The 18,630-nt window shown below is 73.5% G+C and carries 13 protein-coding genes; 10 read left to right on the top strand and 3 right to left on the bottom strand.

The window, feature by feature from the left end; all coding sequences use genetic code 11:
- Positions 1-187 precede the first annotated feature (187 nt).
- Both ACFYW3_RS23330 and ACFYW3_RS23335 read left to right on the top strand, forming a co-directional pair.
- A complete protein-coding gene (locus ACFYW3_RS23330; protein WP_389387188.1) occupies positions 188-553 on the top strand; it encodes a hypothetical protein in 366 nt (121 codons plus the stop codon).
- 299 nt (positions 554-852) lie between these two features.
- Positions 853-1,215 (top strand): transglycosylase family protein, encoded by a 363-nt coding sequence (locus tag ACFYW3_RS23335; protein WP_351759100.1) that lies wholly within the window; start codon positions 853-855, stop codon positions 1,213-1,215.
- Between the two features lie 331 nt (positions 1,216-1,546).
- Here the strand turns inward: ACFYW3_RS23335 and ACFYW3_RS23340 are convergent, their stop codons facing one another.
- The gene (locus ACFYW3_RS23340; RefSeq protein WP_389387316.1) at positions 1,547-2,782 is read right to left on the bottom strand and encodes an MFS transporter; all 1,236 of its coding nucleotides are present in this window, start codon (positions 2,780-2,782) and stop codon (positions 1,547-1,549) included.
- A 195-nt stretch (positions 2,783-2,977) separates the two neighbouring features.
- Here ACFYW3_RS23340 and ACFYW3_RS23345 point away from each other — a divergent pair, with 195 nt between their 5' ends.
- The 7 genes from ACFYW3_RS23345 (at position 2,978) to ACFYW3_RS23375 (ending at position 9,615) form a co-directional block, all read left to right on the top strand.
- Positions 2,978-4,018 (top strand): ABC transporter substrate-binding protein, encoded by a 1,041-nt coding sequence (locus ACFYW3_RS23345; RefSeq protein ID WP_389387189.1) that lies wholly within the window; start codon positions 2,978-2,980, stop codon positions 4,016-4,018.
- The gene (locus tag ACFYW3_RS23350; RefSeq protein WP_389387190.1) at positions 4,008-5,168 is read left to right on the top strand and encodes a FecCD family ABC transporter permease; all 1,161 of its coding nucleotides are present in this window, start codon (positions 4,008-4,010) and stop codon (positions 5,166-5,168) included. The genes ACFYW3_RS23345 and ACFYW3_RS23350 overlap by 11 nt, the downstream gene beginning before the upstream one ends.
- Positions 5,165-6,007, top strand: coding sequence for an ABC transporter ATP-binding protein (locus ACFYW3_RS23355; protein WP_389387191.1), 843 nt, complete (start codon positions 5,165-5,167; stop codon positions 6,005-6,007). The genes ACFYW3_RS23350 and ACFYW3_RS23355 overlap by 4 nt, the downstream gene beginning before the upstream one ends.
- Before the next feature lie 11 nt (positions 6,008-6,018).
- Entirely contained in the window at positions 6,019-6,912 is an 894-nt protein-coding gene (locus ACFYW3_RS23360; protein WP_389387192.1) for a Rossmann-like domain-containing protein, read from the top strand.
- Entirely contained in the window at positions 6,909-7,973 is a 1,065-nt protein-coding gene (locus tag ACFYW3_RS23365) for a GHMP kinase (protein WP_389387193.1), read from the top strand. Before ACFYW3_RS23360 ends, ACFYW3_RS23365 begins: the two co-directional genes overlap by 4 nt.
- Positions 7,894-8,919 (top strand): pyridoxal-phosphate dependent enzyme, encoded by a 1,026-nt coding sequence (locus ACFYW3_RS23370; RefSeq protein ID WP_389387194.1) that lies wholly within the window; start codon positions 7,894-7,896, stop codon positions 8,917-8,919. Before ACFYW3_RS23365 ends, ACFYW3_RS23370 begins: the two co-directional genes overlap by 80 nt.
- Positions 8,920-9,072: 153 nt before the next feature.
- Positions 9,073-9,615, top strand: a complete 543-nt coding sequence (locus ACFYW3_RS23375; protein WP_351759081.1) for a DoxX family protein — start codon at positions 9,073-9,075, stop codon at positions 9,613-9,615.
- 43 nt (positions 9,616-9,658) lie between these two features.
- On the opposite strand, the gene ACFYW3_RS23380 is transcribed toward ACFYW3_RS23375, so the two are convergent.
- On the bottom strand, positions 9,659-12,958 hold the full coding sequence (locus ACFYW3_RS23380) for a right-handed parallel beta-helix repeat-containing protein (RefSeq protein ID WP_389387195.1): 3,300 nt from the start codon (positions 12,956-12,958) through the stop codon (positions 9,659-9,661).
- A gap of 357 nt (positions 12,959-13,315) precedes the next feature.
- On the opposite strand from ACFYW3_RS23380, the gene ACFYW3_RS23385 reads away from it, so the two are divergent.
- Complete coding sequence (locus ACFYW3_RS23385) at positions 13,316-14,527, top strand: S8 family serine peptidase (RefSeq protein WP_389387196.1); 1,212 nt, start codon at positions 13,316-13,318, stop codon at positions 14,525-14,527.
- 18 nt (positions 14,528-14,545) lie between these two features.
- Here the strand turns inward: ACFYW3_RS23385 and eccCa are convergent, their stop codons facing one another.
- Positions 14,546-18,502, bottom strand: coding sequence for a type VII secretion protein EccCa (gene eccCa / locus ACFYW3_RS23390; protein ID WP_389387317.1), 3,957 nt, complete (start codon positions 18,500-18,502; stop codon positions 14,546-14,548).
- Positions 18,503-18,630 lie beyond the last annotated feature (128 nt).

Genomic DNA, 18,630 nt, shown 5'->3' on the forward strand with positions numbered 1-18,630 from the left:
GGTGAATTCATCTACCCAGAACCGTTCGGCAACGTCTGACGCAGGCACCGCAGCGGACTCCGGCTCGGCGCGATGATCCAAACGATACGGCCTAGGCCGTCTCTTTCGGATCTTGCCGGTCGAGCCCGCGTCGTCCGGTGCCGTGCATCGCAAGGCGGAGAGGCTCCTGAGTACTGGACGTACTCGGGTGCCTCGACAACGCGGCGAGGTGCGGTGCCGGGCGGCGCGGGTCAGGCAAGATCCGAAAGAGACGGCCCAGGAGCGGGCCGACCGGGACCCGCGGTGCGGCCTGGGCCTGGCGGTCGATCCCCTGCGCCAGTACACCGCGGACAACGTCGTGCCGTCCCGGGTGTGGCACGGCGATGTCCTCGCCGCTGACTGCCAGTTGTCCCAGGGGTCGTCCGTCGTCGACGAGGCGAGCCGGCGGTCCACCCGCTGGTTCCACGTCCGACTGCCGCGCGGCTCCACACCCCCCACGGCCTGGCTCCCCGCCGTACGGACGAAGGACCGACCGGCGCTGCCGGGGTGCACGCGCCCCACGACCGTGCGCTGATGCCGGGCGCCGCCGGTGCGGCGGCCCCGGCCCGTGTGAGCGGTGCCGGCGCGGAGCCGGTGTCGGGGCTCGGCCGCGTCTCGCGAGGATCCGCCCTCGGGAGAAGGAACGTTTCTGCGCGACGGTGGTCTCGCGACGGAGCCGGAGCGTCCGTTCGGGTGGCGTCATTCTTTCGCCGACCGCAAGTGCCGCTGGAAGCGCGCCGGTCTGTGCTGTGCTGTGGCCACGACCCGAGGACGGTCGTACGCGGGCCCGCCCGCTGTTCGCGGCAGGTCCGCCCCAACAGCGAAGGAGGACTGATGTCGAGCAACCGGAAGAACCTCCGAAGCCGGAGCGCGATCGGCCAACTTCTGGCCTCCGCGGTCGTCTTGACCGCGGCATTCCTGGATGCCTCCGGGGCTCACGCCGCCGCGGTCCACTCCAAACCGAAGCCCGACTGGGACGCCATCGCCCGGTGTGAATCCGGTGGGAACTGGCGGACGAACACCGGCAACGGCCATTACGGCGGTTTGCAGTTCACCCAATCGAGCTGGAACGCGGCCGGAGGTCGCAGATACGCGCCACGCGCCGACCTCGCCACGAAGGCGGAACAGATCGCCACGGCCAGAAGACTCGCCAAGATGCAGGGCATGGGCGCCTGGACCTGCGCACGCCGCCACTGAAGGGCCACGCCCCGACAGGGCGGCGGGTCCGCCCTGTCGGGGAGGTCTCGACCTGACGCGACGACGACCGGCGGTGGTTGACGACCGCGTCCGCCGTGTCGCCGCACCCCCCCGCACCTGCTCGCCGCCCGTCGATCCGACGGTCGCACCGGCGCGCCGTCGCAGCGCCGTTGGCCGTGCGACGGCGGTCCGATCGCCTGTGCGCAGCGCCGATTTGGCACCGATCGCCCGGGATTGGGCGTCTACGGTCGACGCGGATCGCCGCGAGGCGCAGCCGACGTCGATGTGGGTGGTGGCGGGTCCGGGGGGAACGGCGGCGGGGGCCGTTCGGTCAGTCGGTGGCCGTCGACGGCCGCCCGAAATGGCGGGCCGTGGGTGTCAGCGCCGCGGCGGCGGGCACGAGGAAGCAGGCCGCGGCGCAGACGGCGAGCACCGGTGTGACCCCGAAGACCTCGATGGCCGGGGCGATCAGGGCCAGGCCGACCGGGGCCAGGCCGTAGGAGACGAGGAAGTCCAGGGAGGAGACGCGGGCCAGCTTGTCGGGGGCGACCTCGCGCTGGGCCGCCGTGAACCAGGGCACGTTGAACAGCTCGATTCCGATACCCGCCACCACGTAGGCGGCGATGACCACCAGCGGGTGCGCCGGCAGCATCAGGCTCAGCGGCGCGAAGCCGTAGGCGGCCAGTCCGGCGAACGCCGTCCAGCCCGGGGAGCGGGGCCGTCGCCGGGTGGTGAGCAGGGCGCCGCCGAGCGCGCCGACCGTGTAGGCGGTCATGGCCGCGGCGAGGACCCACTCGGTGCCCCAGCGGTCCCGGCTGATCAGGGGCAGGGCGACGCTGGTGGCGGAGTAGCCCAGTGCGACGACGGCGGTCAGGGCTCCGAGTCCGGCGAGGAACCAGGGGTGGCGTCGGGCCTCGCGTATGCCGTCGACGAACTCCGCGCGGAAGGACACGCGCGGCGTCCGCGCGGTGGACGGATCCGGAGCGGCTCCGCGGCCCGGCACGAAGGCGGCGACCAGCCAGAGCAGGCCGATCCCCGACAGGAGCGTCCGTACGTCGACGAAGGCCGCGACCAGCGCGGTCAGGGTGGGCCCGGCCAGCGTGGAGGTCCGCACCGAGAGGGACATGGCGGCGTTCGCCCGCTGCCGGCGATCAGCGTCGACGACCTCGGCGGTGAGTGCCTGGAAGGCGGGGCGGCAGGCTCCCTGACCGGCTCCCGCGAGGGCGGCGGCGACGGTCATCAGGACGAGTGAGCGGCCGAGGCCGACGGTGAGGAGCGGGGCCGCGACCGCCGCCGCGAGAGCCGACCAGAGCACGACCGCCCGGCGGGAGTGACGGTCGGCCAGTACCCCTCCGACGGCGACGGCGCCGAGGAACCCCGCCGTGCGCGCGGCGAGGACCAGGCCCAGGCCGGCCGCCCCGAGTTCACGGTGCAGGACCGCCAGCCCCAACACGAAGGGCAGCGCCCAGGTGGCGAGTCCGGATGCCGTGGTCCCGGCCCACAGGCGCAGGAAGGCGGGGTCGCGCAGTACGGAACGGGGCGGCGGCGCGGCGGGCCTCGGGGTCATCGGGGCGGGTGTGGTCGTCACGGTGCGGTGCTCCTCATCGGTCGGCAGGCCCCGGTCGCGCCGCACGAGGGCGCCCCGGGGGTGTTAATGAAAACGATAACCATTACAGTACTCTTCGAACGTGGTGCTCCTGCCCCGTGGACGACCACGGCAGTGCACGGCGACAGCCACGCCCTCTCTCGGATCGGAGACTCCATGCGTCAACGCCACCGCGCCCGGCTCGCGACCGCGGCCACCCTCACCCTCGTTCTCGCGACCGGCGGTTGCTCGACCGCCGACGGCGGCCCCGCGGTCGCGGGCGACGGCCCCGCATCGCCCGGCGGGGGAGCGACGGTCACCAACTGCGGGCGCGAACTCGACCTCGGCCCGCCCCCGAAGCGGGCCGTCACCCTGGACCAGACCTCGACGGAGACCCTGCTCGAACTCGGCCTCCAGGACCGGATGGCCGGGACGGCCAACCTGAAGACGAAGATCCCCGATCGGTACCGGGACGCGTACGCCGGGATTCCCGTCATCGCCCCCAAGATCGCCACCGGCGAACAACTGCGCTCCGCCGCACCGGACTTCGTACTGGCCGGCTCCGCCGACCTGTACACCGGCGACCGCGCCGGAACCCGCGAGGAGCTGGGCGCCCTCGATGTGCCCACCTTCGTCAGCGCCGTGGACTGCCCCCAGTCGCACCAGGCGGGGAAGAGCCCCTTCGAACTGCTCTTCTCCGACTATGAGCAACTGGGCAAGGTCTTCGGAGTCGAGGAGCGGGCCGGAAGGCTGGTCGCGGGGCAGCGCGCCGCCGTCGCCAAGGCCGGCGCGAACGCCTCCGCCGCCGTCCGCGACGCGAAGTCGCCCTCCGTCGTCTACCTCTACTCCGTCTTCAACGGAATGCCGTACGTCGCCGGGAAGACCGGCCTGCCCGGCGAGATGAGCCGGATCGTCGGCGCGAGGAACGCCTTCGACGACGTCAACGAGGACTGGCCGGAGGTCTCCTGGGAGGAAGTCGCCAAGCGCGCACCGGACTTCATCGTCATAGGCGACCTGTCCGAGCGCGGGCGCCCCGGTGACAGCGCCGCCGAGAAGCGTGCCGCGATGGCCGCCGACCCCCTGGTGTCGAAGCTGCCGGCGGTACGCGACAACAAGATCATCGTGGTGCCCGGCATCGAGCTCGACCCCTCCGTGCGCTCCGTGCACGCGCTGGGCCTGCTGGCCGAGGGGATGAAGGAGCTCGGGCATGCCCACTGACCTCGCCGGCCGCCCGGGTCCGCCGGACCTGCTGCACCCGACGGCACGCGATGTGCGGTTCACGGCACCCACCCCCGGGACGACGCCCCCGGGTGGGGGGACGAACGGGTCACGCCCCCCGGTACCGGGGGGCCGGACCTCCCCGGCCCGGGCGTGGTCGGTACTCGCCGCCGTCCTCGTACTGGCCGCCTCCGTGGCGGCGGGCCTGCGCATCGGTACCGCCCCCGTGGGGTGGGGCGACCTCGCCCGCGTCCTGGGCACGCACCTCGGCCTGGGCAACGAGCCGCTGCCGCCGCTGACCGACTCGCTCGTCTGGGACCTGCGACTGCCGCGGATCCTGATGGCCGCGCTCGTCGGCGCCTCCCTCGCCGTGTGCGGCACCGTCCTCCAGGCCGTCACCCGCAACACGCTCGCCGACCCGTACCTGATCGGCGTGTCCTCCGGCGCGTCGACCGGAGCCGTGGTCGTGGTCGTCCTGCCCCTGGCCGGCGCCGGGGCCCTGGGGGTCACCGGCGGCGCCCTCGCCGGGGCGCTCCTGTCCTTCGCCCTGCTGACGGCGCTGCTGCGTCGAACGGGGCTGGACTCGGTCCGCATCGTCTTGACGGGTGTGGTCGTCGGACAGCTCTTCACCGCTCTGACCTCGCTGGTCCTGATGTCCTCGGCGGACGCCGACACCACGCGCGCCCTCACCCACTGGCTGCTGGGCTCGATGGCCCCCGCCCGCTGGGACGCCGTCGTGGTCTGCGCGATCGTCACACCGCTGGGGCTGGTCGCCGCGTGGCTGTGCGCCAACGCCCTCGACGCTCTCGCGTTCGGCGCGGACACCGCCGCGTCCCTGGGGATCGACGTACGACGCACCCGGATGCTGCTGCTCGTGGTGACGGCCGTACTGACCTCGGTCGCGGTGGCCACCGTCGGCGCCATCGGTTTCGTGGGGCTGATCGTGCCCCACGGGGCGCGGTTCCTCGTCGGGCCGTCGCACCGGGTGCTGCTCCCCTGCGCGGCGCTCGCGGGCGCGGTGTTCCTGGTGTGGACCGACGCTCTGGCCCGGGTCGCCTTCGCTCCCCGGGAGGTGCCGGTGGGCGTGATCACCGCCCTGATCGGCGTACCGCTGTTCCTCGTCGTCCTGCGCAGGAGGGGTGACCTGTGAGGATCACCGCCGAGGGACTGAGCTGGTCGGCGGCGGGCACCCCCGTCGTACGCGGGGTCGACCTGGACGTGGCCGCCGGCGAGAGCGTCGCGCTGATCGGCCCCAACGGCTCCGGCAAGTCCTCTCTCCTGCGCTGCCTGGCAGGGCTGCGCGTGCCCGACGCCGGCACGGTCCGTTACGACGGCCTGCCCGTGAGGGACTGGAGCGCCCGTAGGATCGCGCGCCGGCTGGCCTTCGTCGAGCAGGACTGCGGACTCGACACCGACCTGCGCGTCGCCGACGTCGTGGGCCTGGGACGGACCCCCTTCCGGGACCGCCGGCGCGGGCCGAGCGACACCGACCGGGCGATCGTCGCCGCCGCACTGGACCGCGTCGGGCTCGGCGCGCTCGCCGCACGCTCCTGGAAGTCCCTGTCCGGCGGCGAACGACAACGCGCCCACATCGCCCGCGCGCTCGCCCAGCAGCCGTACGCGCTGCTCCTCGACGAGCCCACCAACCACCTGGACGTGAAACACCGGTTGGAGCTGATGGAGCTGTTGTCCCGCACCGACCAGACCGTCCTGGTCGCCCTGCACGACCTCTCGTTGGCCGCCCGCCACTGCGACCGCCTGGTGCTCATGCGCTCCGGGCACCTGGTCGCCTCCGGCAGCCCCACCGAGGTCCTCACCCCCGAGAACCTCGCCGAGACCTTCGAGGTCGACGCCGAGCTGACCACCGACCGGCTGGGCCGTCCCATGCTCGTCCACCACGGCCCCCTCCCCGCCGCACCCCGAACCGACCCCGTACCCCGAACCGAGCCCGCACCCCGAACCGACCCCGTACCCCGACCCACCCCGTGACAAGGAACCCCATGACCACCCCGACGACCATCGCGCCCGCACCGACCGTCCACGCCCTCGTCGAGGCCGTACTGAACGGTGAACACGGCCCGCTGCCCTCCGACCTCGTGGCGACCAGCGTCTTCTGGATCCACCACGGCACCCGGCTTGCCGGCGGCGACACCACCTACCTCAACCAGTACGTCCTGGTGCGCCTCGGCGGCTCCTTCGGCGCCTGCGCCTTCGAGGCCGGTGAGATCGACCCGTCGGTCTGCCGCGACTCCTCGGGCGCCGCGCTCGACGCCCTGCTGCGCGAGGGCCCACGCCCGCTGAGGATCGCCGCCCTCGACGCCTACCTCGCCGAGCGGCGCCCGCACCGCGAGGCGGCGGACGCGGGCGACGCCGGTGCGGACACCCGACGGGGCGCGGACACCCGACGGGGCGCGAGCGCCGAACGGGTCGTCCTGCCCGCCGGCACCCCCGAAGTCCGGGCGCGGGCCCGCGACGCGGCGATCGCCGGACTGCTCGACATCGAGGAGGGCGCCAAGGTCGGCCTCATCGGCGTGGTCGACCCGCTGGTCGCGGCGATCCGCGAACGCGGCGGCGACCCGCTGCCCTGCGACCTCAACCTCAAGGCCACCCGATGGGGCGATCCCGTCACCGCCGACATGCACGAGGTACTGGACCGCGCCGACGTCGTCGTCGCCACCGGAATGACCCTGGGCAACGGATCGTTCGACACCATCCTGGACCGCTGCCGCACCCGGGGCGTCCCCCTCGTCGTGTACGCGCAGAGCGGCGGCGCCGTGGCCCGCGCCTTCCTGGGCCGCGGGGTCACCGCCCTGTCCGCCGAACCCTTCCCCTTCTCCCAGTTCAGCGCCGACCCCACCGTCCTGTACCGCTACCGTGCCGAGGCCGGCGCATGACCCCCGCACCCCGCCGCGGCACGTCCGGCGCCGGGCGGCGTCCCGACCCCGGCCGTACCGGCACCGGGCACGCCCCCGGCCACCACGGCGAGATACTCCAAGGCGTCTTCCTCGACGACACCGGACGACACCGCGCCGGCCTGGTCACCCTGCCGTTGCCCGGTCCGGGCAGCCGCGCCGAGTTCACCCGCCGCCCGGGTACGCCGCCGCACCGGCTCACCGTCCTGCCGGCCGACCGCACCAAAGCGGCCCGCGCGGCGGCCCTCGCCGTGGCCGAGTGCGCGCCGGGGCACCCGGAGCCCCCGTGCGGCGGGGAGTTGCGGATCACCGGCGACATCCCGGTCGGCCTCGGCATGGGCAGCTCCAGCAGCGATGTCGTCGCCGTGGTGCGGGCGGTCGCGGACTCCTACGGAACGCGCCTGCCGCCCGAGACGATCGCCCGGCTGGCCGTCCGGGCGGAGCTGGCCTGCGATCCGTTGATGCTCGACGGCCGCCCCGTGCTCTTCGCCCAGCGCCAGGGCCGGGTGCTGGAAGTACTCGGCCGCGCCCTGCCACCCGTGGTCGTCGTGGGCTGTTCCCTGGGCGCGGGCGCACCCGTGGACACGCTCTCCCTGCCGGTCCGCGCGCACGACGACGCAGACGTGCGCGCCTGTGAACGGCTGCGCGTCATGCTGCGGCAGGCCGTGGCCACGGGCGATGTCGCCCTGCTGGGGGAGGTCGCGACCGCCAGCGCCCGGCGCGGGCAGGAGGTCCTGCGCCACCCCGAGTTCGACGGCCTCACCGAAGTCGCCGCGCGCTTCGGGGCCGCGGGCGTCCAGATCGCGCACAGCGGCTCCGTCGCCGGCGTGCTCTTCGACCCGGCCGCCCCCGACCTCCGGCGCCGGATCAGAAGCTGCGTACGGGCCCTGGAACACCGCGCGATCCCCGCCACCCGCGTCTTCTCCACCTTCACCACCACCCCCGCGACCGAGGAGTTCCGCAGTGGACCAGCACATCGCCGAGTCGATCGGCCGACCCGACCTGATACGCCTCGACGACCGGCTCGTCTGTCTCCGCTTTGAGACGATGAAGGTCGTCTCGGCGCTCGCCGCGGTGCGCCATCTGCTCGACACCGGCGCGGTGCGGCGCGGGGACACCCTGGTGGACAGCTCCAGCGGCATCTACGCCCACGCCCTCGCGCTGGCCTGCCACCGCCACGGGATGCGCTGCCACATCGTCGGTTCCACGACGGTCGACCACACGCTGAGCACCCAGCTCGCCGTGCTCGGGGCGACGTTGGAGCGGATGGAGCCCTGCGACGACCTCAAACTGGACCAGAAGCGCCGGGTCGAGCGCGTCCACGAGATCCTCGCCGAGCACCCCGAATACCACTGGATGCGGCAGTACCACGACGACATCCACTACCTGGGCTACCGCGCCGTGGCCGGCCTGATCCGGGAATCCACCGGCACGGACGAGCTCACCGTCGTCGGAGGCGTCGGATCCGGCGCCTCCACGGGCGCTCTCGCCCGCTATCTGCGCGAGGACTCGCCCGGCGTCGAACTCGTCGGCGTCCAGCCCTTCGGCAGCGTCACCTTCGGCGCCGCTCACGTGAGCGACCCCGAGATCATCATCGCGGGGATCGGCAGCTCCATCCCCTTCGGGAACGTCGGCCACACGTCCTACGACACGCTCCACTGGGTGTCCTTCGACGCCGCCCTGGCCGGCAGCGTCGACCTGCTGCGCAGACACGCGGTGTTCGCCGGGCTGTCCTCCGGGGCGGCCTACCTCGCCGCCCGCTGGGAACGGGCGCGCTCCCCGCGGCGTACGGTCCTCTTCATCGCGGCCGACACCGGCCACCGCTACGTGGACACGGTGTACGCCCGCCACCGGGAAGCCGTCGCCATCGACTCCCTGGCGCCCCGGCCGGTCACGACGCAGGGCGACCTCGAACTTCCCTGGTGCCGGATGGACTGGGAGCGGGCCCCGGCGGACCCGCGGTCGAGCGGCGTCCTCGGGCGGGGGTGACCGGGACGCCCGGGGTGATCTGCACGGGGACCGGGGGAGGGGACGCCGCGCCGCCGTGGCTTTCGGGCGACAGCGGCGACGTCACTACCAGGACATTCCGGACGGGCGGCATAGGGTGGCAGCCACTCGCCGGAGACGGAAGAACGGACGTTCATGGCCTACGAACGACGGGAATACGCGAACCCTCGCACCCTCCCGGCTCCCACCGGCACCGCCACCCACGACGTCGGCCTGCTGGTCCTGCGGCTCACCGTCGGCCTCACCATGGCCGGCCACGGCACGCAGAAGCTCTTCGGTTGGTTCGGTGGTCCCGGTCTCACCGCCACCGGCAAGGGCTTCACGATGAGCGGCTATCCCGCCGGCGAGGCCATGGCCGTCATCGCCGGTCTCTCCGAGACCCTGGGCGGCCTCGGCCTCGCCCTCGGTTTTCTCACCCCGCTCGCCGGAGCGGTCCTGATCGGCACCTTCGTCAACATCCTCGCCGTACGCGGTGTGAACAGCTTCTTCGCCCCCAGGGGCGTGGAGCTCGAACTGGCCCTGCTGGCCGCGATCGTCGCCCTCACCCTCACCGGGCCGGGTCGCTTCTCCGTGGACCGCTTCCTGCCCGTGCTGAGCGAATCCAGGCCCCGGTACTCGGTCCTCGGTCTGGTGCTGGGCGTCGTCGTGGGGTTCGTCGTCCTCCTCGTCCGGGACTGACACCCGATCGGGCCCGGGGCGCACGGCGCCCGGCCGCGTCGCGTCACACCGGCGTGGGCCGGGAGCCCGGCAGGTCCTCCGGCAGGAGCAGCCGCAGATCGTCCAGGCCCGGAGCCGTGAACGCACCGAGCCGGCGGGCCTGTTGCGTCATCATCTCCTCGACCAGGATGCGTCCCGTACGGGCGTTGCCGAACGACCGGTCGCGCGGCAGCGCCGCCACGTACGCGCGCAGCGCCTCCACCGTCGGCGGCGGGCAGTCGTACCCCGAGTCGGCGGCCTGCGCGGTGATGATCCCCACCAGCTCCTCCACCGTGTAGTCCCCGAACTCGACCGTGCGGGTGAAACGCGAGGTCAGGCCCGGGTTGGAGTCCAGGAAGCGGCGCATCTCGGCGGTGTATCCGGCGGCGATGACCACCACCTCGTCGCGGTGGTCCTCCATCAGCTTGAGCAGCGTCTCCACCGCCTCCCGCCCGAAGTCCGACGGTGAACCCTCCGGGGTCAACGTGTACGCCTCGTCGATGAACAGCACGCCGCCCAGGGCCCGTTCGAAGACCTCCTTGGTCAACTGCGCGGTGTGGCCGACGTACCTGCCGACGAGATCGGTGCGTGCCACCTCCACCAACTGGCCCTTGGGCAGCACCCCGAGGGAGTGCAGGATGCCCGCGTACAGCCGGGCCACCGTCGTCTTGCCGGTACCGGGCGGGCCGGAGAACACCAGGTGTTGGCTGATCCTGGGGGCGGGAAGCCCGGCGGCCCGCCGCTGCCGGGCGGCGGCGAGCAGATGCACCTGATCGGTCACCGCCCGCTTCACCGCGGACAGGCCGATCATGCCCTCCAGACGGGTGAGCAGCTCCTCGGAGCTGTCGGCGTCCCGTGCGGCGCCCCCCTGCTCGACGGCCACGTCCTCGGGCAGCAGCAGCGACAGGTCGCTCTCCGCGGGATCGGCCATCGAGCCCAGTCGGAAGGCCTGTCGATCCACCATCTCCTCGAACACCCGGCGTGCCGCCCGGCCGTTGCCGAAGGCGGCGCCCCGCTCCATCCGGCCGTAGTGGCCGGCCAGGGCGTCCAGGGTGCGCGGGTCCAGCGCGTAGTGGTGGGCCTCGCACATCCGCTCGGTGATGGTGACCAGCTCCTCCACCGAATAGTTCGCGAAGTCGATGGTGCGGGTGAAACGGGACGCCAGCCCCGGGTTGGAGTCCAGGAAGGCGGCCATCTCGTCGGTATAGCCGGCCGCGATGACCACGACCTCGTCGCGATGGTCCTCCATGAGCTTGAGCAGGGTGTCGATGGCCTCCCGGCCGAAGTCGGCGCCGCCGCCCTTGCCGTCGGACAACAGCGTGTACGCCTCGTCCAGGAACAGCACCCCGCCGAGGGCCTCCCTGAACGCCTCCGTCGTCTTGATCGCCGTACCGCCGATGACCTGGGCGACCAGATCGGCCCGCGACACCTCGACCAGATGGCCGGAACGCAGCACCCCCAACTCGGTGAGGATGCCGCCGTACAACCGGGCCACGGTGGTCTTGCCCGTTCCGGGCGGCCCGGAGAACACCAGGTGGCGGCTCATCGGCGGCATCGGCATGCCGAGCCGGGACCGGCGCTGCGCGAGCTGGTTCAGGTTCACCAGCGTCTTGACCTGGTGCTTCACGTCCGCGAGGCCGATCAGCGATTCCAGCTCCTCCTGCGGACCGCGCGGAGCGACACGGGACGGCCCCCGCGACTCCCCGACCCCGGCCGCCTCGGCGCCCCACGCGTCGGCCGTGCCGTTGCCCGCGCTGGTCAGGTTCTCCACGGTGAGCCGATCGCCGGCCCGGGTCTGCTTCAGGCCGGCGCCCCGGTTGTCCCGCACCGCGCAGCCCGTCGCGGTGATCGGCTCGGCACTGTCCACCCGGATGCCGTCGCCGAGGCTGCCGCTGACCAGGCAGGCGTCCAACGCGAGCCGGGCGCCGTCGGAGGCCAACACCCCATGGGCTCCCGAGTCGGTGATCTCGGTACGCAGGAGCGACAGCTCCCCGCCCATGTCCACTCCGACGCCGGACGCGCCGGAGCCGTGCACACGGCAGTCCCGTACGGTGCCCAGCCCGTCCGCGCCGACCCGTACGCCTGTGTCCGCCGAGGCGCGGACGGCGGTGTCCCGCAGATGGGGATTGCCGCCGGCGGCGATCCGTACACCGCACGCCCCCGCGCCGTCGATCTCGCAGAGCTCCAGCCGGCCGCGCCCCTCGTCCACGACCTCCACGCCGTGGCCCCCCGCGGAGGTCACGCGGGCGTGACGCAGCAGCGGGTTGGCGCCCCCGCGGATCAGGATTCCGGTGCTGGCGGCGTCCACGACGTGCAGACGGTCGAACTCGGCCGCCGAGTTCTCGTCCAGCACCACGGCGCCCAGCGGGTCGGCGCAGTCCCGCACGGTGGTGTCGGTCAACGAGGGCGCGCCGGCACCTATGACCCGGACGGCAGGGCCGCCGGCCGTGTCGAACTCGCACTCCCGGAACACGCCCCGGGACCGCTCGGTGACGGCCAGACCGTTCCCCTTGGTCCGCGAGGTGCGACAGCGCACCAGCTCCGGGGCGGCGCCCGAGGCCACCACGATGCCGGGGCCGTCGATGTCGGTGACGGTGACCTCCTCCAGCACCGGCCGGGAGTCGCTGGTCACGTAGACCCCCACGGCCGCGCCGTGGATCCGCGTGCGCACCACGCGGGTGGCGCTGCTTCCCTCCAGGGCCAGGGCCGGCTTCTCCGTGCCGGTGATCTCGCAGTCCTCCACCACTCCCCGCGCCTCGCCGTTGGCGAGCACCCCGTTGCCCCGGGCGTCACGGATCCGGCAGTCGCGGACCGTGGTGCGGCCCTGCTCACCGATGACCACGCCCGAGGTGCCCAGGTTCTCGATGACGCAGCCGGCGACCACCGTCCCCGTGGGCACGGTGTCGACCACGCCCGCCCCGACCGGGTTGCTGATCCGAGAGTCCCGCACGGCCAGCGACCCGGACTCGCGGGCCAGCAGGGCCGTCCACCCGGAGCCGACGACGGTACAGCCGTCCATGGCGACCTGACCGCGCACCGCGTCCACCACCGGCACGTCCTCCGTGCCGCCGCGCAGCGTGAGGTCGGTCAGCATCACGGCGTCGGCGATCAGGGAGACGGCGCTGCCGCGGCGCGGGCAGATCTCGACACTTCCGCGCTCGCCGTCGGCGACGATCGTGACCCGGTTGCGGACCGTCAGGTTCTCCGGGTACCGGCCGGGCCGTACCCGGATCACCGCTCCGGTACGGGCCTGTGCCAAGGCCTCACCGATGGTCCGGAACCCCTGCGGCTCCTCCGGGCTGACGGTGAGCAACTGCCGTGACACGCTGGTCCTCCTCGCTCCGACGCCGTCTGCGCCCCCTGTGGGGACGACGCGACGCACCGCTTGCAGGCTACGTGAGGGGGACGGTGATCTACCAGGTGGAGCAGGCCAGTTCACGCCGCGATTGCGGGATGCGGGCCGAATCCGCCCTGTCGGCCGATGCGTTGCGCGGCTCGGGACACCGCCTGGTGCTGTGGCCGGGAAGGTTCACCGTGTCACGGCGCCCGGCACGGCACCTCGCCGCGTTGTCGGACCGCCCGAGTACGTCCAGTACGAGAGGCGGTCCTCCGCCTTGCGATGCACCGCACCGGACACCGCGACCCGGCAAACCCTCCCGGCCACAGCACTAGGATGCGCGCCATGAGACACGCGCTTTCCCGTGCACCGGCCTCGGCGGCGGCACTGGCCGCGGTGATGCTCTCCGCGGCGTGGCCGGCGCCCGCGGTGGCGGCCTCCGACCCCATCGCCCTGCCCCTGGTCCGTTCCTCGCTGGCGGCGGACGAACCCTGCGCGGCGGCTTCCGCGCAGGTCGCCGAGGTGGAACCCTGGCCGGTGCGGGCGCTCGGCCTGGCCCGCGCCCGGCGCCTCTCCGAGGGCTCGGGGGTGACCGTCGCGGTGGTCGACACCGGCGTGGGCGCCGGGATTCCGGCGCTCGCCGGCCGGGTCCGTCACATCGGCCCCGCGGACCAGGACTGCGTGGGCCACGGCAGTTTCGCCGCAGGGCTGATCGCCGGGGCGCCTCTGCCCGGCGTGGGCACGGTCGGCGTGGCGCCCGCGGCGCGCCTCCTGGCGGTACGCGGCACCGACGAACGCGGCGTCGCCACACCGGAGTCACTGGCCGGCGCCATCCGGACCGCCGCCGACGAGGGCGCCGGGGTGGTGTACGTCGCCTCCGCGCTGGCGACGGGAGCGGGCGTGCTCACGGACGCGGTCGCGTACGCGGCACGAAAGGACGCCCTGGTCGTCGCCCCCTTCGCGCCCGACCTGCCCCCCGAGCCCGGCGGCGCGAGCCCCGCGGCGCAGCCCTGGTACTGGCCGGCGGCGGCCCCGCACGCCCTGTCCGTCATGGACTACGGTCCCGGCGGCGGGCGTCCGGAGCGCGCGCCGACGGCGGTGGGCGCCGACCTGGCGGCGCCGGGGGACACGGTGGTCGGCCCCGGACCGCGGGGCGCGGGCCACTACCTCGGTTCGGGTTCCTCGCTCGCCGCGGCGCACGTGGCCGGGGCCGCGGCCCTGGTCCGCTCGCGCCACCCCGAGCTGACGGCGGACCAGGTGCGCGATCGGCTCATCATGTCCGGCTATCCGGACACCACCCCGAGGCTGGACCCGTACGCCGCCCTGACGGCCGTGCCGACCGGCCGCGCCGCCCCGGGCCCGAGCCCCGAGCCCGCCCGGGTCCCGGACCCGGCGCCCGCCGCACCCCGGCAGCGGGCCCTCGTCGTCGCCGCGGCGGGCGGCGGCCTGGTGCTCCTGGTGGCCGCCGCCGCGGTGGTGGTCCCCCGGGGCCGGGCCCGCGGGTGGCGCCCCCCGGGCCGGGACCCGGAGCCCTCGCCCGGCCCGGACCGGGACTGACCGCCGGGCGGGTCCCCCTCAGGATTCCGGGTCCCCCAGGAACGCCGTCTGGACCTGCACCGTGCGGCGCCGGGCGATGCGGGTGGCGCGTCCGGGCGGCAGCAGCCGGCCCTTGGTGTTGCCGAGGACGTACCCCTCGGACGGCGGGCAGGAGAACAGCAGGGAGGGCGTGTTGACCTCTTGGAGGCGGCGCATCAGCGCGTCGCCCATGCCGCGCCCGGCGCCGCTCGCGGAGCGGGCCACGATCAGGTGCAGTCCGACCTCCCAACCCAGCGACAGGTGCGGCAGCAGCGGCTCGAACGGCGGGTGTGCGGGGTTGCTGCCCACCATGTCGTAGTCGTCCACGAGGATGAACAGCCGGGGACCGGTCCACCAGTCGGCGAGCCGCATCCGGGCCGGGGCGATGTCGGGTCCCGGCACCCGGGTCCGCACCGCGCGCGCCGCGCCGTCCACCAGGTCCTTCAGCGCGTCGATGGAGACCGCGTGCCCGAGCCGGTAGGTGTCCGGGACGGCCTCGACCAGCTCGCGCCGGTAGTCCACCACCATGATCCTGGCCTCGGCCGGCGTGTACCGGTCCATGATGGCCCGTGCCGCGAGCCGGAGCAGGTTGGTCTTGCCGCTCTCGGTGTCCCCGACCGCGATCATGTGCGGACTCTCGCTGAAGTCGTGCCACACGGTGGCCAGTTCATCCTCCTCCAGGCCGAGCGGAACCCGGAAGTCCCCCTCGGGGGCCGGCAGCTCGGCCACGGGCAGCTCGGTCGGCAGCATCCGTACCTGCGGGGCCGGCGGGCCGCTCCAGCTCTCCCGGACCGCCGCCACCAGACCGGCCACGCCCTCCGTCAGGTCGTCGGTCCGCTCGCCGGCGTCGATGCGGGGCAGGGCGGTCAGATAGTGCAGCTTGCCCTCCCGGGTCAGGCCCCGGCCGGGAACCCGGGGCACGGTCGCGGCCCGCCGGATGTCGATCTCGGAGTCCATGGCGTCGCCCATCCGCAGCTCCAGATGGGTGCCCGCCTGGTCCCGCACCGCCGACGGCAGCTCCACCCAACGCGCCGTGGTCACGATGAGGTGCACGCCGTAGTTGAGACCGCGCGCGGCGATGGCACCGAAGGTCGGGATGTGGCGGTCGTAGTCCTGCCGCACCGTGGACCAGCCGTCGATGACCAGGAACACGTCGCCGTGGTCCTCCGCGGGGAACTCGCCGGCGGCCCGGCGGCGCCGGAAGGTGGCCATGGAGTCGATGCCGTGCTCCAGGAAGAACTTCTCCCGCGCCGCCAGCAGCGCGGTCACCTCCGCGATCGTCCGACCCACCCGCTCGCCGTCCATGCGCGCCGCGACACCGCCCATGTGCGGCAGCCCGGCCAGCCCCGACAGGGTGCCGCCGCCGAAGTCCAGGCAGTAGAACTGCACTTCGCGCGGTGTATGGGTGAGGGCGAGGGACGCCAGGATGGTGCGCACCATGGTGCTCTTGCCGCTCTGCGGGCCGCCGGCGACGGCGATGTGCCCACCGACCCCGGACAGGTCCACGGTCAACAGGTCGCGCAACTGGTCGAAGGGCCGGTCCACGATGCCGATCGGCACCTTCAGCCGCCCCCGGTCCGGCGCGTCCACCGTGGTCAGGCCACGCTCCGGGTCGGGCGTCAGCGGCGGCAGGATCTGGTCGAGCGTCGCCGGCAGGTCCAGCGGCGGCAACCACACCTCGTGCGCCGGCGGGCCCGCCCCGAGGAGCCGCTCCACGGCCACGGACAGCAGCGAGTCGCCGCCCTCCTCCGCCTCGGGCTCGGGCGCCGGCAGGTCGGGCACCGTGCGCGGCACCACGTACCCCGTGCTCCACGGCACGGTCTGGCCGGCGGCGCGCGCCTGGCTCGCTCCGCCCCGCCGGTGCCGGTAGGGCCCGGACACGTACGCCGCCCGGAACCGGGTCAGCGCGTCGACCCCGGACTTGAGGAAGCCGCCGCCCGGAGCCGACGGCAGCTCGTAGGCGTCCGGTACCCCCAGTACCCCGCGGCTCTCCATGGCCGAGAAGGTGCGCAGCCCGATCCGGTACGACAGATGGCTCTCCAACTGGTGCATCCGGCCCTCGTCCAGGCGCTGCGAGGCCAGCAAGAGGTGCACGCCGAGGCTGCGGCCCAGCCGGCCGATCATCACGAACAGCTCCATGAACTCCCGGTGCGCCGCCAACAGTTCACTGAACTCGTCGACGATCACGAACAGGCTCGGCAACGGGGCCAGCGGGGTCCCGGCGGCCCGCGCCTTCTCGTACTCCAACGCCGAGGTGTAGTTCCCGGCGGACCGCAGCAGCTCCTGGCGGCGGATCAGCTCACCGTGCAGGGCGTCCTGCATGCGCGAGACGAGCGCGGCCTCGTCGGCCAGGTTGGTGATCACCGCCGAGGTGTGGGGCAGTTCGTCCAGACCGAGGAAGGTCGCGCCACCCTTGAAGTCCACCAGAACGAAGTTGAGCGTCTCGGAGGAGTTGGTCAGCGCCAATGCCAGCACCAGGGTGCGCAGCAGCTCGCTCTTGCCGGAGCCGGTCGCGCCGATCAGCATGCCGTGCGGACCGGTGCCGCCCTGCGCGGACTCCTTGATGTCCAGCTCGACCGGCACCCCGTCCGCGCCCACCCCGATCGGCACCCGCAGCCGGCTCGGCCCCGTTCCGCGCCGCCACAGCGTGTCCGGCGCGTGCCCGTACAGGTCCGAGATGCCCAGCAGGGTGGTCAACTCCACGTCGGTCGACAGAGGTTCGGCGCTGTCCGTGCCGATGCCCATCCGGTACGGCGCCAGCCGTCTGGCCAGCGCGGTGGCGCCCCGCGTGCCGAAGGCGTCGGGGCGGCCCAGGGGCGCCACCTGCTCCTTGCGGTCACGGTCCGTGCGCACCAGCCGGAAGTCACCGTCGGCCACCTCGAAGCGCAGTGTCACCCGGCCCGGCCTCCAGCTCAGTGCCCCGGTCAGGTCGAGGACCACCGTGTTGCGCAGCCCGGGCCCGTCCAGCCGGTGCCCGCCGGGGACCGTGCCGCCGTCCACCACGATCACCGTGAACGGTTCCTCCCGGCCGGGCATCGACTCCGGGTCGAACGGCGGACGTTCCAGGAACTCCGGGCCCAGCAGGTCCTCCAGCTCGCCGAGCGCCGAACCGGTCATCCGCGCCGGGCCCGCCCCGTCGGTCTCCTGCGGATGCAGATGGTGCGGAAGCCACTTCGCCCACTCCCACTCCGCGCGCCGTTCATCGGACACGCACAGCGCGATCCACAGGTCGTCGGGGGAGTGGAACGCGGCCAACTGCGCGACGAGCGCACGCGCGAGAGCGCGAATCGACACCTCGTCGCCCCGGAACAACACCCGCGCCCAGGCCCGCATGTTGATCGCGATCGGCTGGTCCGGCACGGTGGCGTACGCCCGGATGAAGCTGCGCAGCGCGTGGGCGGCCAGCGGTTCGAGGTCCTCGACCGGACTGGTCGCCATCGGATTCAGTCGCAGCCCCAGTTTCTGGTCGCCCACCGCCACCCGCACCTCGCCGAAGTCCTCGTCCTGCGGACGCCGTTCCCACAGGCGCGTGGTGCCGACCAGGGACCACAGCGCGGCCGGGTCCGGATGCCGCCAGGCCAGGGCCCGCTGCTGGTCGATGACGGCGGCCCGCACCTTGCGCCGCGTCTGGGTGAGGTAGCGCAGGTAGTCGCGCCGTTCGCCCTTGACGCGCTGCTTGCGCTCGCTGTTGCGGCGCATGACCTGTCCCAGCATCATGGCCGCCGACGCGATCACCATCATTCCCAGTGCCAGATAGATGAACCCGCCGCCACCGGCCGCTCCTGGCCGGATGAACATCAGCATCATCGACACCGACATCAGCGCCATCGGCAGATACGTCCACACCGCCGACGAATCGGGCACCACCTCCGGGAGCACGGGAGGCTCCTGCAGGGTCAGTTCCCCGTCCGGCATCTCCGGGCCACGCCTGCGGGCCGGCCTTCGGAACAGCACCACACTCACCGAACGGACTCCTCGCACCAGGGTCGCGGGCGTCGCCACACGCGCAGACGGCGAATACCTCGGACAGGTGAGTGATACTACGATCGTTCGTGCTGACCGCCCAAGGCCCAACCAGCGCGCTG

Source organism: Streptomyces sp. NPDC002602, from assembly GCF_042889445.1.
Lineage (GTDB): Bacteria > Actinomycetota > Actinomycetes > Streptomycetales > Streptomycetaceae > Streptomyces.

Coding starts and splice junctions, on each gene's coding strand:
- ACFYW3_RS23335 (WP_351759100.1), top strand. CDS start 853: ATGTCGAGCAACCGGAAGAACCTCCGAAGCCGGAGCGCGATCGGCCAA.
- ACFYW3_RS23340 (WP_389387316.1), bottom strand. CDS start 2,782: ATGACCCCGAGGCCCGCCGCGCCGCCGCCCCGTTCCGTACTGCGCGAC.
- ACFYW3_RS23345 (WP_389387189.1), top strand. CDS start 2,978: ATGCGTCAACGCCACCGCGCCCGGCTCGCGACCGCGGCCACCCTCACC.
- ACFYW3_RS23350 (WP_389387190.1), top strand. CDS start 4,008: ATGCCCACTGACCTCGCCGGCCGCCCGGGTCCGCCGGACCTGCTGCAC.
- ACFYW3_RS23360 (WP_389387192.1), top strand. CDS start 6,019: ATGACCACCCCGACGACCATCGCGCCCGCACCGACCGTCCACGCCCTC.
- ACFYW3_RS23365 (WP_389387193.1), top strand. CDS start 6,909: ATGACCCCCGCACCCCGCCGCGGCACGTCCGGCGCCGGGCGGCGTCCC.
- ACFYW3_RS23375 (WP_351759081.1), top strand. CDS start 9,073: ATGGCCTACGAACGACGGGAATACGCGAACCCTCGCACCCTCCCGGCT.
- ACFYW3_RS23385 (WP_389387196.1), top strand. CDS start 13,316: ATGAGACACGCGCTTTCCCGTGCACCGGCCTCGGCGGCGGCACTGGCC.